General features: G+C 47.2%; 20 protein-coding genes, 1 pseudogene and 2 riboswitches. Of the genes and pseudogenes, 16 read left to right on the top strand and 5 right to left on the bottom strand.

Annotation, left to right across the window (positions count from 1 at the left end; translation table 11 throughout):
• Window positions 1-69: 69 nt before the first annotated feature.
• From dapA to AC50Y5_RS11375, 7 genes and pseudogenes are all read left to right on the top strand, one after another.
• Complete coding sequence (gene dapA / locus AC50Y5_RS11405; RefSeq protein WP_494860610.1) at window positions 70-858, top strand: 4-hydroxy-tetrahydrodipicolinate synthase; 789 nt, start codon at window positions 70-72, stop codon at window positions 856-858.
• 3 nt (window positions 859-861) lie between these two features.
• Window positions 862-2,031 (top strand): iron-containing alcohol dehydrogenase, encoded by a 1,170-nt coding sequence (locus AC50Y5_RS11400; protein WP_494860609.1) that lies wholly within the window; start codon window positions 862-864, stop codon window positions 2,029-2,031.
• Between the two features lie 12 nt (window positions 2,032-2,043).
• Window positions 2,044-3,333 carry a four-carbon acid sugar kinase family protein gene (locus AC50Y5_RS11395; protein WP_494860607.1) on the top strand — a complete coding sequence of 430 codons (1,290 nt, stop codon included), beginning with the start codon at window positions 2,044-2,046 and terminating at the stop codon, window positions 3,331-3,333.
• Window positions 3,330-4,325, top strand: coding sequence for a 4-hydroxythreonine-4-phosphate dehydrogenase PdxA (pdxA, locus tag AC50Y5_RS11390; RefSeq protein ID WP_056035579.1), 996 nt, complete (start codon window positions 3,330-3,332; stop codon window positions 4,323-4,325). Before AC50Y5_RS11395 ends, pdxA begins: the two co-directional genes overlap by 4 nt.
• A 147-nt stretch (window positions 4,326-4,472) precedes the next feature.
• Window positions 4,473-4,871: pseudogene (locus AC50Y5_RS11385) on the top strand (sodium:solute symporter family protein); the annotation flags it as partial.
• A gap of 47 nt (window positions 4,872-4,918) precedes the next feature.
• Window positions 4,919-6,109 carry a sialidase family protein gene (locus tag AC50Y5_RS11380; protein ID WP_494860605.1) on the top strand — a complete coding sequence of 397 codons (1,191 nt, stop codon included), beginning with the start codon at window positions 4,919-4,921 and terminating at the stop codon, window positions 6,107-6,109.
• 22 nt (window positions 6,110-6,131) lie between these two features.
• A complete protein-coding gene (locus AC50Y5_RS11375) occupies window positions 6,132-6,389 on the top strand; it encodes an SDR family NAD(P)-dependent oxidoreductase (RefSeq protein ID WP_235533161.1) in 258 nt (85 codons plus the stop codon).
• A 71-nt stretch (window positions 6,390-6,460) separates the two neighbouring features.
• Here the strand turns inward: AC50Y5_RS11375 and AC50Y5_RS11370 are convergent, their stop codons facing one another.
• Window positions 6,461-6,811, bottom strand: coding sequence for a winged helix-turn-helix transcriptional regulator (locus AC50Y5_RS11370; RefSeq protein WP_056035591.1), 351 nt, complete (start codon window positions 6,809-6,811; stop codon window positions 6,461-6,463).
• A 136-nt stretch (window positions 6,812-6,947) separates the two neighbouring features.
• On the opposite strand from AC50Y5_RS11370, the gene AC50Y5_RS11365 reads away from it, so the two are divergent.
• The 5 genes from AC50Y5_RS11365 to AC50Y5_RS11345 all read left to right on the top strand — a co-directional run bounded on the left by AC50Y5_RS11365 (window position 6,948) and on the right by AC50Y5_RS11345 (window position 11,020).
• Window positions 6,948-7,319, top strand: a complete 372-nt coding sequence (locus tag AC50Y5_RS11365) for a DoxX family protein (RefSeq protein WP_056035594.1) — start codon at window positions 6,948-6,950, stop codon at window positions 7,317-7,319.
• 14 nt (window positions 7,320-7,333) lie between these two features.
• Window positions 7,334-8,101, top strand: coding sequence for a DODA-type extradiol aromatic ring-opening family dioxygenase (locus AC50Y5_RS11360; RefSeq protein WP_494860598.1), 768 nt, complete (start codon window positions 7,334-7,336; stop codon window positions 8,099-8,101).
• Between the two features lie 219 nt (window positions 8,102-8,320).
• Window positions 8,321-8,423: riboswitch (purine riboswitch) on the top strand.
• Window positions 8,424-8,567: 144 nt separating this feature from the next.
• The gene (locus AC50Y5_RS11355) at window positions 8,568-9,128 is read left to right on the top strand and encodes a phosphoribosyltransferase (protein ID WP_494860596.1); all 561 of its coding nucleotides are present in this window, start codon (window positions 8,568-8,570) and stop codon (window positions 9,126-9,128) included.
• 82 nt (window positions 9,129-9,210) lie between these two features.
• Complete coding sequence (locus AC50Y5_RS11350; RefSeq protein WP_494860737.1) at window positions 9,211-10,266, top strand: Rieske 2Fe-2S domain-containing protein; 1,056 nt, start codon at window positions 9,211-9,213, stop codon at window positions 10,264-10,266.
• A gap of 106 nt (window positions 10,267-10,372) precedes the next feature.
• Entirely contained in the window at window positions 10,373-11,020 is a 648-nt protein-coding gene (locus AC50Y5_RS11345) for an MFS transporter (protein ID WP_494860735.1), read from the top strand.
• 43 nt (window positions 11,021-11,063) lie between these two features.
• Here AC50Y5_RS11345 and AC50Y5_RS11340 read toward each other — a convergent pair whose 3' ends face one another.
• Window positions 11,064-13,250 carry a M56 family metallopeptidase gene (locus tag AC50Y5_RS11340; RefSeq protein WP_494860594.1) on the bottom strand — a complete coding sequence of 729 codons (2,187 nt, stop codon included), beginning with the start codon at window positions 13,248-13,250 and terminating at the stop codon, window positions 11,064-11,066.
• Window positions 13,247-13,624 (bottom strand): BlaI/MecI/CopY family transcriptional regulator, encoded by a 378-nt coding sequence (locus AC50Y5_RS11335; RefSeq protein WP_056035614.1) that lies wholly within the window; start codon window positions 13,622-13,624, stop codon window positions 13,247-13,249. The genes AC50Y5_RS11340 and AC50Y5_RS11335 overlap by 4 nt, the downstream gene beginning before the upstream one ends.
• 162 nt (window positions 13,625-13,786) lie before the next feature.
• Between AC50Y5_RS11335 and AC50Y5_RS11330 the strand changes: the two genes are divergently transcribed.
• The 3 genes from AC50Y5_RS11330 (at window position 13,787) to AC50Y5_RS11320 (ending at window position 16,140) form a co-directional block, all read left to right on the top strand.
• Window positions 13,787-14,122, top strand: a complete 336-nt coding sequence (locus AC50Y5_RS11330; protein ID WP_494860592.1) for a hypothetical protein — start codon at window positions 13,787-13,789, stop codon at window positions 14,120-14,122.
• Window positions 14,123-14,136: 14 nt separating this feature from the next.
• Window positions 14,137-14,835: an SDR family oxidoreductase gene (locus AC50Y5_RS11325; protein ID WP_494860590.1), complete on the top strand. Its 699-nt coding sequence runs from the start codon at window positions 14,137-14,139 to the stop codon at window positions 14,833-14,835.
• A 56-nt stretch (window positions 14,836-14,891) separates the two neighbouring features.
• Window positions 14,892-14,973: riboswitch (ZMP/ZTP riboswitch) on the top strand.
• A gap of 45 nt (window positions 14,974-15,018) precedes the next feature.
• Window positions 15,019-16,140: a GNAT family N-acetyltransferase gene (locus AC50Y5_RS11320; protein ID WP_063892563.1), complete on the top strand. Its 1,122-nt coding sequence runs from the start codon at window positions 15,019-15,021 to the stop codon at window positions 16,138-16,140.
• Window positions 16,141-16,304: 164 nt separating this feature from the next.
• On the opposite strand, the gene AC50Y5_RS11315 is transcribed toward AC50Y5_RS11320, so the two are convergent.
• Window positions 16,305-17,507, bottom strand: coding sequence for an MFS transporter (locus AC50Y5_RS11315; RefSeq protein ID WP_056035622.1), 1,203 nt, complete (start codon window positions 17,505-17,507; stop codon window positions 16,305-16,307).
• A gap of 157 nt (window positions 17,508-17,664) precedes the next feature.
• On the opposite strand from AC50Y5_RS11315, the gene AC50Y5_RS11310 reads away from it, so the two are divergent.
• Entirely contained in the window at window positions 17,665-18,252 is a 588-nt protein-coding gene (locus tag AC50Y5_RS11310) for a TetR/AcrR family transcriptional regulator (protein WP_056035627.1), read from the top strand.
• A gap of 131 nt (window positions 18,253-18,383) precedes the next feature.
• On the opposite strand, the gene AC50Y5_RS11305 is transcribed toward AC50Y5_RS11310, so the two are convergent.
• Entirely contained in the window at window positions 18,384-19,253 is an 870-nt protein-coding gene (locus AC50Y5_RS11305) for a helix-turn-helix domain-containing protein (protein ID WP_494860587.1), read from the bottom strand.
• Between the last annotated feature and the right edge of the window lie 57 nt (window positions 19,254-19,310).

Raw genomic sequence — 19,310 nt, 5'->3', positions numbered from 1 at the left:
AATGTAAACGCTTCGCATTATACGGATGAAAAGTTTGGGAGGATACGAGATGCCACGAGATGCCACGAGATGCCACTAGCAATTGAGGGAATTTATCCCGCATTATTGACTCCTTTTACAAAAGATGAAGAGGTAAATGAGGCTGCATTAAAACAGCTTGTCAATCGATTGATTGTTGCAAAAGTGAACGGTATCTTCGCATTAGGATCGAATGGGGAATTTCATGTTCTGTCCCGCGAGGAAAAATTAAACATAACCAAAATCGTTGTCGAGGAAACGGCAGGCCGTGTATCAGTCATGGTGGGCAGCGGTGGAAACAGCACACGCGAGGTCATTGAGCTTTCGCAAGCGATGGAGAAGCTTGGTGTCGATGCGCTGTCGGTTATAACGCCATATTTTATTCCGCCAACGCAGGAGGAAGCTGAAGAGCATTACCGTAAAGTAGCGGAGGCTGTATCGCTTCTGGTCGTGCTGTACAATATCCCGTCGCAAACAGGATTTTCCCTTGCGCCTGAGACGGTGGGGCGTTTGGCTAAACTGCCGAATATCGCCGGCATTAAGGATAGTAGTGGGGATTTTAGCAACATTGAGCAATATATAGCGCATACACGCGGCGAGCATTTTTCCGTTATTGCGGGTACTGACTCGCTTATTTTGAAAACGCTTCAAGCTGGCGGTAGTGGTGCTGTCGCTGCAACGGCGAATTTGCTCCCGGAAACGGTTGTTGCGATTTATAACAACTGGAAAGCTGGTGTTCCGGTCGGCCCTGCCAGAGCGCCGATTCAAGAGCCGACAGGCGAAGCGTTCAAGCAGATTGAAGCAGCCGTTCAATTTTATAAAACGAATCAGGAGGGATAACGAATGCTGAATGTTTATCACTTTCAGACAGCAGACCGTATCATTGCCGGTGCGAACACCTTGTCGCAGCTGAAGGAGCATTTGCCTGCTGTTCATCCTCGCATTCAGCGCGCCTTGATTGTTACGCAGCCAACGGTTCAGCGCAAGGGCTACTCTGGCGTCATCGAGCAGCAGTTAACGGAGCAAGGCATCGCCTTTGACGTATGCACAGCGATTTTACCAGAGCCGACGGTGCAAAACATAGAAGAAACGTTCGCGGCATATCACGGTAATCACTATGAAATCATCATCGGCCTTGGCGGCGGCAGCGTGCTGGACGCGGCTAAAATTTTATCGGTGCTGATGACGAATGAGCAAAAAATCGCTGACATGCTTGGCACAAATGTAGTGGCTAAGTCAGGAGTGGCCACCGTATTGATCCCGACGACATCTGGCACGGGCTCAGAAGTGACGCCGAATGCGATCGTTACTTTCCCTGATCAGGAGCTGAAAATCGGAATTGTCAGCCCTTATCTGCTGCCGAAGCTTGTTATTCTTGATCCGGTTCTGACGCTGGAGCTGCCGAAGCCGATAACGGCTGCAACAGGCATGGATGCGTTCACGCATGCGCTGGAATCTTTTATTTCGAACAAAGCTAATTATTTCAGTGACATGTTCGCTTTGGAGTCCATCCGTCTCATATCTTCAAGCATTATTGAAGCTTACGAGAATGGTTCGTCACTAGAGGCGCGTGAGAAAATGCTGCTTGGTTCAACGTATGGCGGAATGGCGCTTACGGCAGCGGGAACGGCGGCGGTTCATGCGCTCGCTTATCCGCTTGGCGGCAAATATGGCATTCCTCATGGCGTCGCCAATTCGATGCTGCTGCCTGGTGTGATGGCGTTTAATATGGATCATTGTGTAGATCGGCTCCATCTCGTTGCTGGGCCAATGGGCATTGAGACAGAAGGGCTTTTGCCAGAGGCAGCAGCATACCGTGTCATCGAGAAAATTCGCGAGTGGACAGAGAAGCTGGAAATACCGCAGGATTTAACCGCCTATGGCGTACAGGAGGAAAATGTCGAGGCCTTAGCGCAAGCTGCTTCGCAGGTTACGAGACTGTTAAACAACAACCCGAAGGTGCTAAGCCTGGACGATATGAAAATGATTTATCGCAGCCTGATTGTGAAATAAGGGAGGATTACCGTGAAAATTGCGATTGTCGCCGACGATTTGACGGGCGCATGCGATTGCGGAGGGCAGCTGGTGCGTTATGGCATGCGCGTATCGGTTCGAATTAATCCGGTTATGGCGGAGGAGCCGCATTATGATGCTGTTGTATTCAACACGGTAAGCCGCTCCTTGCCTGCGAATGAAGCTTCGTCAATCGTCAAACAGATTAGCCAATATATTAATGAGCAGCCCTTTGACCTGATTTATAAAAAAATAGATAGCACGCTTCGTGGAAATATCGGTGCTGAGCTAAATGCGATGTCCGATGTCATTCAGCCGGACTTTACGATTATCGCCCCAGGTTATCCGCAGAACGGTCGGCAAATTATTGAACGTGTTCATCATTTGAATGGCAAGCTGCTGCATGAGACCGAGGTAAGCCGTGATCCGAAGACGTCGGTGCTCCAGTCCGATGTGGTAGAGCTGGTAGCTAGCCAGACGGGACGGGCAGTTGCCCATCTTTCCGTATCAGATATTGACCAAGGAAAGGCGCATCTAGCTGACAGGCTTAAAGCATGCAAAATACAAAATATGACCTATATTGTCGCAGATTCAGTTACAGAGGGGGATTTGGAGAGGCTGGCGAATGCATTGGCGCAGCTGTCCTATAAATTTGTCTGGGTTGGCTCAGCTGGCCTGATGAACCATCTTCCGAAAGCATATGCTGTGGCTGAAAATGACAAGCCGCTGCATATTCCGCTGCCAGTTAGTTATGATCCCGTTCTGCTCGTCGTAGGCAGCGTGAGCAAGATGGGGCGCGAGCAGCTGCGCAATTTAATGAATCAGAATCTGGCAGTGCAAATCATTGCCCGTTCCGAGAAGCTGCTCGCTGACGAGGCTGGTAAGCAGGGGGAATTGGATCGCGTCATCGACGAGGCGAATCGTGCTTTGGCAGACGGTCGCGATACCGTTATCGTCGCCTCAGACAATATCGCCGACACACAAGCGGCAGGCCAATGGCTAGGCATGACACCGATCCAAATTAGCGATGCCATTTCTGCCGCTCTTGGCAGCATAACCGTTAAGCTTTTCGACAAGCTAGCAATCCATAAGCTGTTTTTGACAGGCGGCGATACCGCTTATCAGGTGTTGGAGCAGCTTGGCATAACGGCGGTCGAGCTTATGGAGGAGCTGGAGCCGGGCGTGCTGCTAGGCAAATATGAAGCTCGCGGCCTTTATATGGTGACGAAGGCTGGAAATTTTGGTTCAGATCGAACGATGGAGCATGTCATCAAAAAATTGCATGGAGGCGAATGGACATGAGCAAGCCGATTATCGGTATTACAATGGGGGATGCCGCTGGCGTCGGTCCGGAAATTATTGTGAAGGCGCTGCAGCATGAGGAAGTGCTGAATAAATGCCGCCCAGTCGTAATCGGTGATGCGAAGAGCATGCAGAGGGCTATCGAACAAACCGGTGCAGCATTTACGGTTCACACGGTAAGCAGCACAGCGGAATGCGAATTTAAGCCAGGCGTCATTGACTGCTTTGATCTAAATTTGCTGCCAGCGGATTTAAAGCAGGGCGAAGTATCGGCGGTTGCGGGTGATGCTGCATTCCAGTTTATTCAAAAAGCGGTTGAGCTGGCGCAGGCCGGCGAGCTGCAAGGCGTATGTACCGCTCCATTGAATAAAGAAGCGCTGCACAAGGGCGGACATTTGTACCCGGGGCATACGGAAATTTTCGCCGAGCTGACCGATACGCAAAATTATTCGATGATGCTATCGTCGCCGAAGCTGAAGGTGATTCATCTCACGACGCATGTCGGGCTGAGAAAAGCGATTGACAATATAACGCCAGAGAGAACGCTCACCGTTCTTCGCCTCGCTCATGCTACGTTGACTAGAGCGGGTTATGACCGTCCGCGGATTGCGGTATGCGGCATAAATCCGCATGCGGGGGAGAATGGCTTGTTTGGTGAAGGGGAAGAGGAAGAAAAGCTTATTCCCGGCATTCGTCAAGCGATTGAAGAGGGCATTAACGCAAGCGGTCCTTATCCGGCCGATACGCTGTTTTACCGGGCGGTGCGCGGAGACTTTGATATCGTCATTGCCTGCTACCATGATCAAGGCCATGTGCCAATCAAAGTGCTTGGGCTGGAGGAAGGCGTCAACATTACGGTTGGCTTAAAAGGCGGATTTATCCGCACTTCTGTGGATCACGGCACGGCCTTTGATATCGCAGGGAAAAATATAGCCGATGAGAGAAGCATGCTTGCCGCCCTTGCATCTGCTGTCGAGCTGTCGCCGAAATAAGCGCGGCCCTTGCCAATGAGTTTGAGAGAAGGGATGATCGGCTTCGTTCGGTCCCCTTCGAGTTGAAATGTAAGCGTTATCCTGCATAATGATGGTATCCGAAGCTGAATTTCGCTGACAGCCTTTATTGCGCTTTTCTCCACATAGTTCATTATCCAGGCCATTACTTCCACAAAAGATGCGAAGGCGGCTAAACGCGCTACGATTTATGCTGGACTGCTGTTTCTGCTGCTTGCTGTTGCTGTAGCGATCATCGGCGTTTGCGCGCGCTATTTGTACCCGGATATAGATCCGCTTTATGCGTTCCCGGTGTTTATGCAGCATATACACCCGATTCTCAGTGCCATTGTCGCTACATCGCTGGTCGCTTCAATTTTTGTCGGGGTTTCCACTGTAGCTTTATCTACAACACTAGGCACAATGGTATGGTATTTACTGGATGGTCCATTCGGCATTGATAATATGTATATTGCAGTCGTCGCGCCTTACATTGTTGTGGTTATTGACCGCTGGATCAGCAAAGCTGCAGCTGGGTCGAATAAATAAGCTTACATGAATTCGAGCTTATATTGCTTTTAGGAGGGTTATTGCCAATGAGTGAACAACATTCTGCTTTCTACCATGAAATGACAGCAACACCGAGAGAACCGTATCGCTCCGATGCTTATATTCCATCCCATCAGGTGCAAAATCATGCTTCCTTTCTTCATATTTTAGATAATGGCGATGTGCTCTGCGTCTGGTTTGCAGGAACACAGGAAGGCATTCCGGACATCTCCATTTATTTGTCCCGACTAAATAAAGGAGCAATGGCTTGGACGGAGCCGGTCAAGCTATCGGATGATCCGACACGCTCAGAGCAAAACCCGGTATTGTTTTCCCTCCCAGACGGCAAGCTGTGGCTGCTCTATACCGCGCAAAAATCTGGCAATCAGGATACGGCGATCATTAGACGCCGCATATCGGACGATAATGGCTATACGTGGAGCGACATTGATACGCTGTTCGATACGCCAGGCATCTTTATCAGACAGCCAATTACGGTGTTGGACAATGGCGATTGGCTGCTGCCGATCTGGTACTGCTGCACGAATCCGGGCGAGAAATGGACAGGGAACAAAGATGTGAGCGCCGTGAAAATTTCGTCCGATCAAGGGAAAACATGGGAGGAAGTAACGGTGCCGGGCAGTGTTGGCTGCGTGCATATGAATATCGAGAAGCTGGATGATGGCACGCTTCTTGCGCTCTATCGCAGCCGCTGGGCGGATTATATTTATAGAAGCGCTTCGGCAGATCACGGCAGAACGTGGAGCGAGCCTGTGCCGACATCGCTGCCTAACAACAATTCCTCCATTCAATTCACGAAGCTTGCGAATGGCGATTTGGCGCTAGTATACAATCATAAAAGCGCAAGTGATTCAATGGAGCGCCGTGCTTCGCTGTACGATGAAATAGAAGACGAGGAAGCGGATGAACTGGAGGCTGCAGCGCCTATCCTGACAGAGATTCCTTCCGGCGAGGAACGGCAAGCATTTTGGGGCGCACCTCGTGCGCCAATGACGCTGGCAATTTCCAAGGATAATGGCTTGACTTGGCCGATTAAACGCAATATTGAAGTGGGCGATGGGTATGCGATGACGAACAATTCCAAGGAGCGTCTAAATCGTGAATATTCGTATCCGACGATAAAGCAATCGAAGGATGGCAAGCTTCATATCGCTTACACTTATTTCCGGCAAGCGATTAAATACGTTGTTCTAACTGAGCCTTATATTGCGGAATAAAGGCAAACGAATCAGAGCTGCTATGAAATATGGCATAAGACAGAGGGTAGCAAGCTGTGTTATTGAGGCAGCCGTAAGTCATTTCGGCAAAATTGACAATCTCGTCAATAATGCTGGCATCAATAACCGCAGCTCTATGATTGAGATGGGGATTGATGACTGGCAGGAGGTAATGGATGTCAATTTAAACAGCACCTTATACTTTTGCCGGGCTGCATTGCCGTATTATTCCTCGCTTCGTCCATGTCTGATTTTATTACCGGCGAAGCGATCAATTTAAATGGCGGTACGTATCTGAATTAACCGGACGAAACAAACAACCGACCTCAAAGGTCGGTTGTTTGTTTACACTTACAGATCGTTTGACTTGCTTTCCTCTCCATATAGCTCATTGAGATGCTCAATATGAGACATTCCCCATTCATTCATGGCCTGCAATAAAGGCGCCATTCTCATGCCGTATTCCGTAATGGAGTATTCGACCTTAGGGGGGATTTGCAAATAAATTTCACGATGAACGATGTCATGATATTCTAATTCCCGCAATTGGGAGGTAAGCATTTTTTTGGTGATGTCCGGCAATGATTTTTGCAATTCGCTGAATCTCATCGTACCTTGCGAAAAAAGCTGATATAAAATAATAGGCTTCCATTTGCCAACTAAAATTTCTAAAGCCGTTTCCACTTTGCATTCCTCAGGCATTTGATCGTTTTCCCCTTTCGTTTCCTATGGTATCTTTTTGTATACTAGGTTTAATTAAAGTTCCTACTTCTAATAAATAACTCTAGAGCTTATTATACATCTATGATTTAAACATACTCAAGGAGGAATCATTACAGTGAAATGGCTTGTGCGAATATTGCAAGGACTGCTAGTGCTTGGATTTTTAATGTTTGGGTTTATGAAGGTTAGTGGAGATCCTACCCAAGTGGAAGCCTTTAATGACATTTATGGATATGGCACAGCGTTCATGTACGTTGTGGGGATTGTTGAGATTTTGGGGGCTGTCGGGTTATTGATTGGTTATTGGAGAAATAAGCTGATTCCTATTTTTAGCGGAGTATTAGCGGTTGTAATGGCTGGAGCTGTATTTACACATTTAAAGGCAGGCCAAGGCTTTGAAGTAGCAGGCATGCCATTGATTTTGCTGGTTTTAGCTTTGATCGTGCTTTTTGGCCAAATAAAGCTGCTTGCCAATAACAGACAATAAGGAGGCGAAAAAGCATGCTGCTATCCCTTTTTATTTGCCACGGCTCACCGTTGTCCGCGATGGCTGAATCGGATTACACCCGGTTTTTATCCGATATTGGGAAAAAGTATAAACCGCAAGCGATCGTGCTGTTCAGTGCCCACTGGGAGGAGCGGAATACGACGATTTCGTTCGCTGAGGGGACATTAAACACGATCTATGATTTTTATGGCTTTCCGGATGAATTGTATCAATTGACTTATCCTGCCCCAGGTTCGCCTGAGCTGGCTGCAAAATTAGAAGATCGTTTTAGACGAAATGGCATAACGGTTGATAGGGATGATGAACGGGGATTAGATCACGGCTCTTGGATTTTCCTAAGATACATGTATCCAGAGGCAAATATTCCAATTGTGACGATATCGGTAAACCCTTTTCTATCTGCGAATGAACAGCTCCAAATAGGCGAAGCGCTTAAAGGCTTGGGCGAGGAAAATATTTTGGTTATTGGCAGCGGAACGACCGTCCACAATTTTAATGAAATCAAAATGAATCAAGCGTATCCTGAAGCGTGGGCGGTTGAATTTGATGATTGGATAGCGGATAAGATCGTTCAACGCGACATAGCCGCATTTTTGCAATATGAAACATTAGCGCCACATGCCAAGCGGGCTGTCCCGAGAGCGGAGCATTTCGTTCCGATCCTTCATGCTTTAGGAAGTTCGTCTGGGGTGGAACAGCCCAAAATCATCTACAGAGGATATGAAATGGGAACCTTCAGCCATATATGCTTTGAGATGTAAGATGAAAAATACAAACGCGAAAGCTCGCAAGGCGCGATAGATGTTTAAATAGCGGTAGTCTAGGACGGTATTGACTTGTCCAAGGCTGCCGCTATTTTTTATTGCTAAAATAGTTCTAGTATTTTAATGATAGATAAAGTGACACTGAATTCGTTGTTGACAGTGGGAAAGGGTGGTGCTATTATAATTAAAACTTTTAATGTTAGATAAGTTAACATTAAATTATAAAAGCGTTATTCTTGTATAAGCCCATTAATAAGGGATGGGCGTTTCTACAGGCAACCGTGAATTGCCCCAGGCTACAAGAGACTGAAAGCGACGCATTTTTCCTGTCTAGCGATGCCCTAGGGCTGATCGCAGCAGGGAAATGAAGCTGAAGTCTCTTAAGTCTGGGTTTTTTGAAATATAAGAGCTTATAAGTTTCACACTTAGGGCGACAATAGAGAAATTTAAGGGAGAGAAGCATATGAGCCTCACAAACACCAGACTTTCCGATTCCATTGCTAATGCCAGAACAGTCAAAATTCAGAAACGAAATGATACCTTTTATGACTTTAAACTATATCCGTTCGGCGAGCGGGGAACCTATATCGCTCCAGAGCTTATCAATGAAATTACCGATAATTTGGCGGTGAGCATCGAGGACCATTTTCACAATTACGATTATATCGTATCGCCAGAGCCTGGAGGCCACACATGGGGGATGCTTGCGGCGTATAAGCTGCTGAAGCCGATTAACATTTTAAGGCTGAGCACGGATTTGTATAAAGATATTCATCTGGAGGCCAAGCGCGAAACGGCATACAACGAAAATCGCATTTGCTTTGACGACTTTCAGAAAGGTGATCGTGTTCTGCTCGTTGATGATGTAATCAGCTCCGGTGCAACGATCCGCTCGATTGCTGTGCAGATGGAAGAGATGGGCGTAAAGCTTGTCGGCGTGCAGGCGATCATTGCCAAAGGCGAGCATTACCGCAAGCTGGAGGAAGACTTGAACGTTCCGGTGCGCATTCTTAGCCAGGTTTAAATGCAAAAAGCGACAAACATAGCCCATATACGCTTAAGTCAAAGCGGTTAACTACGATAAAGAGGTGGACAATATGACGATTATGGAGCAAAACACAAGGACGGCAGCTAAAAAAAGAGAAGAGAGCGAGCTGCCGCGGAACTGTACCTTTTCTGCTGAGGATTGGCATGTATTGGCGCAATATTGGTATCCGATCGCGATTGCAAGCGAAATTGCAGATAAGCCGGTGGCGGTAACCCTGCTGGATATGAAGCTTGTCTGCTACCGCAGCAGCGACCGGGTCGTCGTCGCCCGTGACCTTTGCTTTCACCGCGGAGCCCCGCTCAGCAAGGGCTGGATTGAAAATGGCGAAATCGTATGCCCGTATCACGGTTTCCGCTACAATTGCGAAGGCAAATGCACGGCGGTGCCTGCGCATCCCGATTCGCGCATCTCGCCTAAACTAAAGCTCATCACGTATCCGGCCATAGAGCGTTACGGCTTGATCTGGACGTCACTGATGTCCTTGGAGGAAAATATTCCGCCGTTCCCCGGCTGGGAAGATCCCGATTACTTGAACGTTTTGCCGCCGAGCTTTGATATTGCCGGCTCTGCTGGCCGCCAAATGGAAGGTTTCTTGGACGTATCTCATTTTGCATATGTGCATACGGAAACGTTCGGCGACCGCAACAACACCGAGGTGCCGCAATATAAGGTGAAGCGGGAAGGACAGGAGCTGCTTGCGGAATATTGGAGCACGGTCAGCAACTATGGCAAGGGACAGGAGAATCCGGCTCCTGATGACTTTATGTGGCTGCGCGAATTCCGCGTGTTTCCGCCATTCGCTGCATCGCTCACCGTTTATTTTCCAGATGAGGGGAGATTGAATATTTTAAACTGCGCATCTCCAGTATCGGCCCGATATACAAGACTTTTCTGCCCAATATCGCGTAATTTCGATAAGAACGCTCCGATTCAAGATACGATAGATTTTAACTTAAAGGTGTTCCAAGAGGATGCCGAAATGGTCGAAGCGCAGACGCCTGAGGATTTGCCGCTTGATCTTCAAGCTGAGGCCCATATTCCGGCTGACCGTACCTCTATCGCTTATCGCCAGCTGTTGACAGAGCTGGGTTTAGGCAAAAACTACACGTCCTAATTCATTTGTATGAACGAATCTAATATTGCGCGGGATATAAGAGCTGGCCTCCGGGGCCGGCTCTTTTCCTGTTTTATGGCGAGTTCATTTGCGATTTAATAAGGCTGTGACGAGAGCTAAAGTGTCGTTGAAGCAGCATACTGCGCAAATCTTGCGGCATCAAAGCTTTTTAACCTTCGTGCTGTTTAGCTTTCTCATCGCCACTTCGATTGCAATTAATTTTAACTTTCTCCCGATTTACTTCAAGGAAGCAGGCTTTAATAAAGGCTGGATAGGAACAGCTTACAGCATTGCCGCCATTATTGAAGTGCCGATGTTCTGGCTTGCGGTTAAGCTGCATAGACGCTTTGGCTTAATTCCGATGATGATGCTGGCGGCCTTATGCTACAGCGTGAAATGTCTCGTTATGGCTTTCTCCACTCAAGTGGGACTGGTGCTTGCTGTGCAGCTGTTTGATGGCATAGCCTTTGCGTTCATGGCAAGCGCCTCGGTTGAGGTGATTAACCGCTATGCGCCGAGCTATGCGAAAGCGACGTATCAGACCTTGTTTGTGGCGCTTACTTCCGGCATTGGCGGAATTATCGGCAGTGCCTTGGGCGGCGTGGTCATTTCACATTGGGGTGTCAATAAGCTGTATTTGCTTATGTTCAGCCTATGCTTTATTGCATTTGCCGGTTTTACGGCAAGGCGCAAGCAGTTGGAGCCCCGCCCAGACAGGCCGGTAAAGCTAGAAGGAGAAGCGATTCTTTCCTAAAAATAAAGCAGATATCCAGAAGCATCCCCTCTCGCCCTCGGGTCTATTTCTCGGGAGCCGAAATCATAGCTTTCAGGTTGTCTTCTTGGTACTTGTCCATACCAGAGAAAACGGCAGTATAATAAATATTGTCCTGCTTCCACAAGTAATAAGGCATGGTGGGTGATACGTAGATTTGGTTCTGGTCATTATAAGCCGAAATTTCGACGCCATTAATCTCCAGTTTCCGAGTGAATGTGAGCTTAGATGTGTCGAAAAGCGGCTCCTTGCTCTGATAAAGCGAGAAAGTATCCTCTATATTATAGGTTGAGGAATCGTACGATGCTCGATAGGTCGTCCATAGAGCGTCGGTCGCTTGTTTAAACGCATACTCAGTATTCTGATCGCCGGCCCTAAGTAATATTGAACCGCTCAGCTTAAGCCCCGGCAATTCCAAAGGAATTTTCACCGTAAAGTCAAGAATGTTTTCCGCCGCAAGCAAATCCTTTCCATCATAAAGGGGAAACGAATTTCCAGCTCCGTCGTAGCGGACATGCTGAACTTTCTGCGGTAAAACAAAGGATTTCACCATTTTTGCGAGCTCTTCTTGCGAAAAATACTCGCTATAATAATCGATTGCGTACCATATATTGTCATCCTGCCAGTAGAAGCTTGTGCCCGTTTCTGGCCTTTGTTTGTCGCGTCTCTTATCCGTGAATAAAGTGCCTTTGACATCGCCGATCGTCATAGTTTCCTGTCGGTACTGAGGAGTCTCGTTTGCACTTTGGGGATAGTGAGCCGCCCCCCGTAATTGATTGTGCTCCAACAAATTGCCATTTCCCATAGAAGCTTTGACTTCTATAATTTGTTTGTTTTTTTTGCCAAAGTTAGATACAAAAGTAATGGATGCTACATCAATAAGATCGTCATCGTTGGCGCTGGTGAAATTTTTATAATATAATACATTCTCGAACTGATAACCTTCAGGAAGATAATCCGGTATTTTAAAGTTATATTTCGGAAAATCGAGTGCCCGATCGAGACTATGAAACCATCTGAATGAATCGTTGTATATAGGATATAGATCCAAACTAGGGTTTGCTGCTTGGGCAACCATATCGAGCTCGGTACCATTCTCTGAATCCGACGCATTGGTGAGCAAGATGGCACTCAAGACAATAACCAAGAGAATAGCGGCGGCCGAGAGCTTGTACGAACCTTTTTTAAACTTGGTAATCATTATCATTCTCCGTTTTGCTTCATTTTTGTTGTCCCCAAAATACGATAGGTTGACCTGAGAAGAGGGGGGATGGGCAAATAAACGCGACAGCATAAGTAAGGTTCTGCCATAGGACAAAGCTTCACGCTCGCCCAGCGCTTCAAGAACACGAGCGTCGCAGGCCACCTCCTGATCGGCTTTCATCTTTCTTACGGAAAGCCACACCAAAGGGTTGTACCAATGCATCCCTACGGAAAGAGCCCACAGGGAGTTGAACCATAAGTCCTTGCGTTTGTAGTGAATGAGTTCATGCATCAGGATATGCGTTAGCTGGTTTGAATCGGCGATCGTGCTGATATCCTCGGGCAAATAAATCCGCGGCTTCCATAAACCATAAAGACAAGGGCTGCGAAGATGGCTAGTTTCATAGACGTATACTCTTTTTTTAATGTTCAGCTTCTGTTTGCATGCCTCAAGAGCCATGAGTACTTCAGCATCCTCAATTTTCACTGAGTTTCCGACTGTTTTTCTGAAAATCAGCGCGCTAAACAGATAATATCCACCCAAGCATAGAAGCCCTATAAGCCATACCAGCGAGCCAATCGATAGCCAGGTCATTCCATCTGTGCTTTCTGGAATATGGTCTTGAGAAGAACGTGTGGCGACTGAAGTTCCTGTTTCGTCTGCTTGGTTCGTGATGAACTCGGGAGGCTGCTTTTTTATATCCATATAATTGGATTGAATTTCCAAGTTGGAACCGATCTTAGTAAAGGGAGTGAGCTGCTTACTCTTCTGATCTGAATTCCATTCCAGCGGGAACGTTTGCGGCAGCACATTAAACAAGCTTAACTGACTCTGTGGAGCAATGGGAACCAGCAGCTTAATTAACACAAGAAACCACAATATATGGATAACTCTAGGTTTAAGGTGCTTTTGGAACAGCTTCCGAATCAAGAGTAATATTAATAGAATTACCGTCGATGCGGCTGACGCAGTGAACAGAAGAGAAAAGACCGTTTCCAGATACTTCATAGCTTCTTCTTGTTCTCCAAAATTTGTTGAAGTTCCTCAATATCTTTATCCGATAGTGTCTCTTCTTCGAGAAATTTCGCGCACATTATCCCTACTGCTCCTTTATAAACTCTATTCAGAAATGAACGATTCTCGGCCTTTAAGTATTCATCATGCGAAACCAGCGGATAGTAGAGGTAGTTCCGGCCGGACTTTTCGAATCGAATCGCTTTTTTCTTGTGAAGCCTATTCAGGAAGGTCTTAATCGTCTGATCCGACCAATGCATTTGTTGGGTTAGTTTGAAAATAATCTCACTGGCGGACAAAGGCTCCTTTTGCCAGAGTAGCTTCATCACTTCGCTTTCGGCCTCGGTAATGTGTGGGGACTCGTGCATCGTATTCACCCTTCTTGATTTTATTCGTTTACACTTGTAAACGATATTTAAAGTTTACAAGTGTAAACGAAACGTGTCAAGCTTAAATCGTGATCCCCGTATATTTTCTTTCGTCAGAAAAATAAGGGAAATATGTGAGCGGAGCTTGCATTTAGCGCCTATTTGAAGGACAATGGCTTCATTGTTCTGGAAGCGATTGCATTAAAGCAAGAGACTGAGCTGGTTAAAGCAGCAATGCTTTTTGAAGTGCAGCAGCTAAGGAGCTATTTTCAGACGTGGTCGGTTTCTGATAAGCATTTTGGTCTCATACATTATGATTCCGATGAGGAGATGTTGCCTGGCTGCCAAGGCTTTAACAGCGTGTACAGCTACGCTCGTGTAAGGAGGGCGATAGCGGAAACGTGGGACAATGAGTCGGAGTGGATGGTGCAGCTGCGTAGCAGATTGGAGCAGTCGCTTAAGGAAGCGGAAGCTTCCTTCGGGAAAGAAATTAAATAGAGGGAGCTGGGAGCATGAACATTTTAATTACAGGTGCAGGGCGAGGACTTGGCTACGAGTTGACGAGTGAGGCGCTGGAGCGCGGACATGCGGTTGTGGCGGGAGTTCGATCACCTAATGAGACTAATGAAAAGCTATCGGCACTTACTGAGAAGTATGGTGAGCGGCTGTCGATTGTGGAGCTGGATGTCACGAATGAGGAAGGCATTGCAGCGCTCGCTTCACAATTGAAGGAGCAGAACGTGAGCCTTGGAGCAATCATTAATAATGCAGCGATTCTCAATTCTCGAAATACACACATCGAACAGCTGGATTTTAAGGAAGTTGCGCTGACGATGGATATTAATGTATATGGGCCTATGCGTGTCGTGAAGCATTTGCTGCCTTTATTAACGGAGAAGGACGCTGCCATTTTTAATATTTCTTCTGAAGCGGGCAGCATCACGCATGCTTATCCAGGCGATTATCCTTATGCGATATCCAAAACAGCGCTCAATATGTTCACGCAGCAGCTTCATGTATATTTGCAAAAGCGGGGCATTCAGGTGCTCAGTATTCATCCTGGCTGGATGCGGACGGATATGGGCGGTGGAGAAGCGCCGCTGGATGCGAGCCACAGCGCGCGCGGCATTATTGAGCTATTGGAGCAGCGCCGCACGCCGGACGGTCGCTTTATGTTCGTCGATCATGAAGGTAATGCAATGCCGATTTAAAAAGTCGGAATTAGTTGTTGACAAATAACGGCTTTCCGCTATACTAGCATTAATTATTTGGTATGCGTAACTGGCGAAAACGCAGAGCACTGCGGTGGAGCGCATATGTCATAGCAGCCGTTCGCCTGGGCAAAGTATTTGGTCAAATGACCAAATACTTTTCTATTTTAAGGAGAGGTCGAATTGAAGCAGACGAGAAATGTAGCGGTGTTAGTTTATGAGAGAGTGGATACACTTGATTTTGCTGGTCCGTTTGATATATTCGCCATCTCGAGCGGCAAGGATAGGGATTTTAACGTATACACGGTTGGAGAGACGAAGGAAGCTTTGCATACGCTTAGCGGAATTGCGATTACACCAGCGCATAGCTTCGACGATTGTCCTATGCCTGATATATTAATCGTTCCTGGTGGCATGGGATCGCGTACGGAGATTCATAATGAGAAGCTTACGAGCTGGATTCGCCAAACGGCACAGCATGCTGAACTTATTTTATCTGTATGTACAGGTGCGCTGCTGCTGGCCAAAGCGAATTTGCTGGATGGACTCCAGATTACAACGAATCGCCGGGCACTTGATCTGCTGCGTGAGCTTGCGCCTTCCAGTGTGACGATTGTTGAGAACGTGCGCTATGTGGATAACGGAAAAATCGTCATGTCCGCAGGAGTGACGGCTGGCATGGATGCTGCACTTTATGTCGTGGCAAGGCTGCACGGTCAGGAGCGGGCTGAGCAAACAGCAGCTACTATTGAATATGATTGGCATGAAGAGAAAGTACAAAACAGCCTCCACTTGGCAGTGTCTGCATCGAAAGCCGAGCTTGAAATTAAACGCGCCGCATCTGATGATCTGGAAGCGATGCTTCGTTTATACAAGGAAGCAGCCCGCTGGATATATGAGGCGAAAGGCTTGCGCCAGTGGAGCGAGGATTCTTTTACAATGGAATATTTAGAGAAATTCATTAGGGAAAAAGAAGTGTTCGTCGCTTACTTGCGGGGCGAGCTTGCGGGCTGTTTTTCGGTCGAGTGGGGCTACGAGCCGATCTGGGGAGAGCATTTTCATACGGATGCCGGTTATGTGCATCGGCTGGCTGTATCTCGCAGTTTCAAAGGGCAAGGTCTTGGCGGTCAAGTGCTTGCGTGGTCGGAAGCATATATTCGCGGGCGTGGAAAAACCTGGATGCGCCTTGATTGCATGGCGGAAAATCCGTCGCTTAACGCTTTTTATGTTAGCCAAGGCTTGAGCTTATGCGGCAGATACGATGCAGAGGGCTGGAGCGCAAATTTATATGAGAAAAAGCTGTAACCGCCTATGAAGGGGAACTGCTATAGCATCCACCGGAGGGTGAGTTGTTATAGGTCCACAAAAAGGAAGCGCTGGACTTGCCAATACAAGACTGGTTCAAGCAGCGCTTCCCCTTATTTTTTAATTCCGCTGTAAGAAATTTCTTTTTACCAAGCACGAAGGTTTTATGCATTCCCTGATGGCTGCTTTGCCTCGGTTAAGTAATATAGAAAGGCAAGTACCGGCAGAGCGATACCGATCAGGGAAGCTAAAGCCCATCCCCCATAAGCATAGGCCCATCCTCCCAAAAAAGACCCCACGGCTCCGCCGATGAAGAAAATAGCCATGAATAGGCCATTAAGGCGTCCGCGCATCTCACTGCCTAGCGAATAGATAACGCGCTGGCCCAACACAAGATTTCCTGACACCCCCATATCCAAAACGATAGCAGCAACCAGCAGTAACGTCAAAGCGGCGAAAGAATCCCCTCGGACGAGATAGGCTGTCAAAAAAGCAAGGGCAGAAACGGCAATCGCGATGCCGCTCAGCAATTTAGTCAAACCACGATCAGCCAATCTGCCGGCAATAGGCGCCGCTACGGCTCCTGCTACACCAGCGAGAGCGAATAAAGCGATGCCTTGCTGCGTCAAATGAAAATATTCGGTTAAACGCAGTGGAATGACGGTCCAAAACAAACTAAAGGAGCCAAATAAACAAGCTTGATAAAAGGCGCGGCGGCGCAAAATAGGCGTTGCTTTCAAAAGCGAGCCTAAAGAACGGATCAATGCCCCATATTGGAGGGACGGTGTTGGTTTCCGCTGTGGAAGCGCACGGGATAGAACAATTGCGAGCAATATGATCACGATAGCAGATAAAATAAATACCGCCCGCCATCCCCAATATTCCGTTATGAGGCTGGCTAATGGCCGAGCAAACATAATGCCTAGCAGCAGACCGCTCATTACATTGCCTACAACACGACCGCGCTGTTCATCCGCTGCAAGGAAAGTGGCATAGGGGACAAGAATTTGCGCAGCAACCGAGCCTATTCCTATAAATAAAGCGGAGATGAGGAAGGTGGCTGTATTAGGGGCGAATATCGTTCCGATTAGCGCGATAATGACGACAACTAGTGAGGCGGTAACCAATCGGCGGTTTTCGATCAAATCACTGAGTGGGACGATAAATAATAAACCGACCACATAGCCTACTTGAGTTAGCGTTACAATTAGTCCTGCTGCTCCTAAGGGTATTCCGATGGAGGAACTGATCGGCCCGATTAACGTCTGGGCATAATAAAGATTAGCTACAATAAGACCGCAAGCAGCGGCTAAAAGAAACATAAGCCAGTTCGGAATGGATTTCTCCTTGGACTGTAAGTTGTTCATAACATCATGCCTTCTTTCTGCTCAAATGGGTGGTGCGAATCCTTTTTTTAATTATGGCTATATTATATACTAAACGTACAGTATTTAAAATGTTTTTTTTCAACGCGCCCAAAATTTTATATAATGTAAAGAAAGTCCACAAAAGGAGCTATGACCATTGAATATAAAAAGAGGGCGACCTCGCAACGTTGAAGCGGAGCGTGCTATTTTAACGGCCTCCTACAACTTGCTGCTTGAAATCGGATTTGGCGGCGTTACCGTTGAGAAAATTGCCGAGCAGGCACAGGTGAGCAAAGCGACGATCTACAAATGGTGGCCTAATAAAGGAGCCGTTGTAATGGCTGGTTTTATGTATGCCATCACTGCAAGGCTGCCAATACCGGATACGGGCGCTGTATATGAAGATATTTTGCTTCATGCGACTAATTTATCCCGATTTTTAACGAGCCGTGAAGGAGAGGTGATTACGGAAATTATCGGAGAGGGGCAATTTGATGCGAAGCTTGCTGCTGCATTGCGGGAGGAGTATGTCCGTCCTCGCCGATTGGAAGCAAGGCAGCTGCTCATGCGAGGGGTAGAGCGGGGGGAACTGAAACGGGAGCTAGATATTGAATTGAGTATTGATTTGCTTTATGGGCCGATTTTTTATCGCTTGTTAGTTACAGGAGATGGGCTGGAGGAAAGCGTGATTAAGCAATTAATAACGGGCGCTTTCGAAGGAATGAAGCAAGAGAGGGGACAATAAACTGCCGATACCATAGCCGTATATTGGCGTTGTACCCTCTGAAGAAACCGTCAATACGATGATGAGTGACACGTATGGTGATACGGGAAATCCGATGCAAATTATTAAAAGCCTGCTTTAAGCTGTCAGTTTCATCTAAACTGCTTGCGATATTGGCCAGGCGTCTGGCCGACTCTTTTCTTGAAAAGCGCATTAAACGAATCAATGTGGCTATAGCCGACCATTTCGGCAATCGTACTAATTTTAAGCTGTGTTAAGCGTAAATGCTCACAGCTTTTTTGTATGCGCAGTTGGTTCAAATAGTTGCCAAACGTTTGTCCGGTGTGCTGGAGAAATAGACGCTGTAAATGCCGAATGCTCCAGCCGGATCTTGTGGCCAGCTTCGCGAGTGTCAGCTCTTCATGAACGTGCTGCTCCATAAACTGAATGAGCAGGTTGAAGTGCGACACATCTTTTATTTTCAACGGGCGGTTGTCGCTTCGCAGTCGGTGAATGGTTATGACCAGTTGCAGGAATAGCGTGTATAGATAAGTGTCCGCTCCTGCTGCCAAGAAAGAAAACTCCTGATACATCGCCACGAGCAGTTTTTCAATTGAACCATCGTGATCCTGAATCGAATGATAGGTGGCTTGACCATTTTGCAGCTCAGCTAAATATTGCTCCAGCAGCGGATCGGTAAACAAGGCGGACATTGAAAGCAGCAGCTGAGGTGCAAATAAGCAATTATATACGATGAGCGGATGCTGGGAGGGATCCGTAGAGGTAGGCCTGAACACATGTGGAATGCCGACTGGTATTGTGAAAAACAGCCCTTTGCTCACGGCTACAATATCATCTCCAATATGATGAAAGCCTCTCCCTTCGGCAACAAAGTTGAACTCTATAAAATCATGCGCATGGAGGGGAACCTTGAAATCCTCCTGGTAGCGATTGACGAAAATCGGAAGCTGATTGCCAAAAAAATGATCGCCTTTATACCATTGCACAGGTTTTTTCATCATATGCTCCCCCTTAAATAGTTGGCTGAATGACCGGGATATGTTGGCCTTTTTACAAGG

Source organism: Paenibacillus sp. JT22N7 (assembly GCF_059383875.1).
Note: the sequence above shows the minus strand (reverse complement) of the source record. Positions and strands in the feature narration are given on the sequence as shown.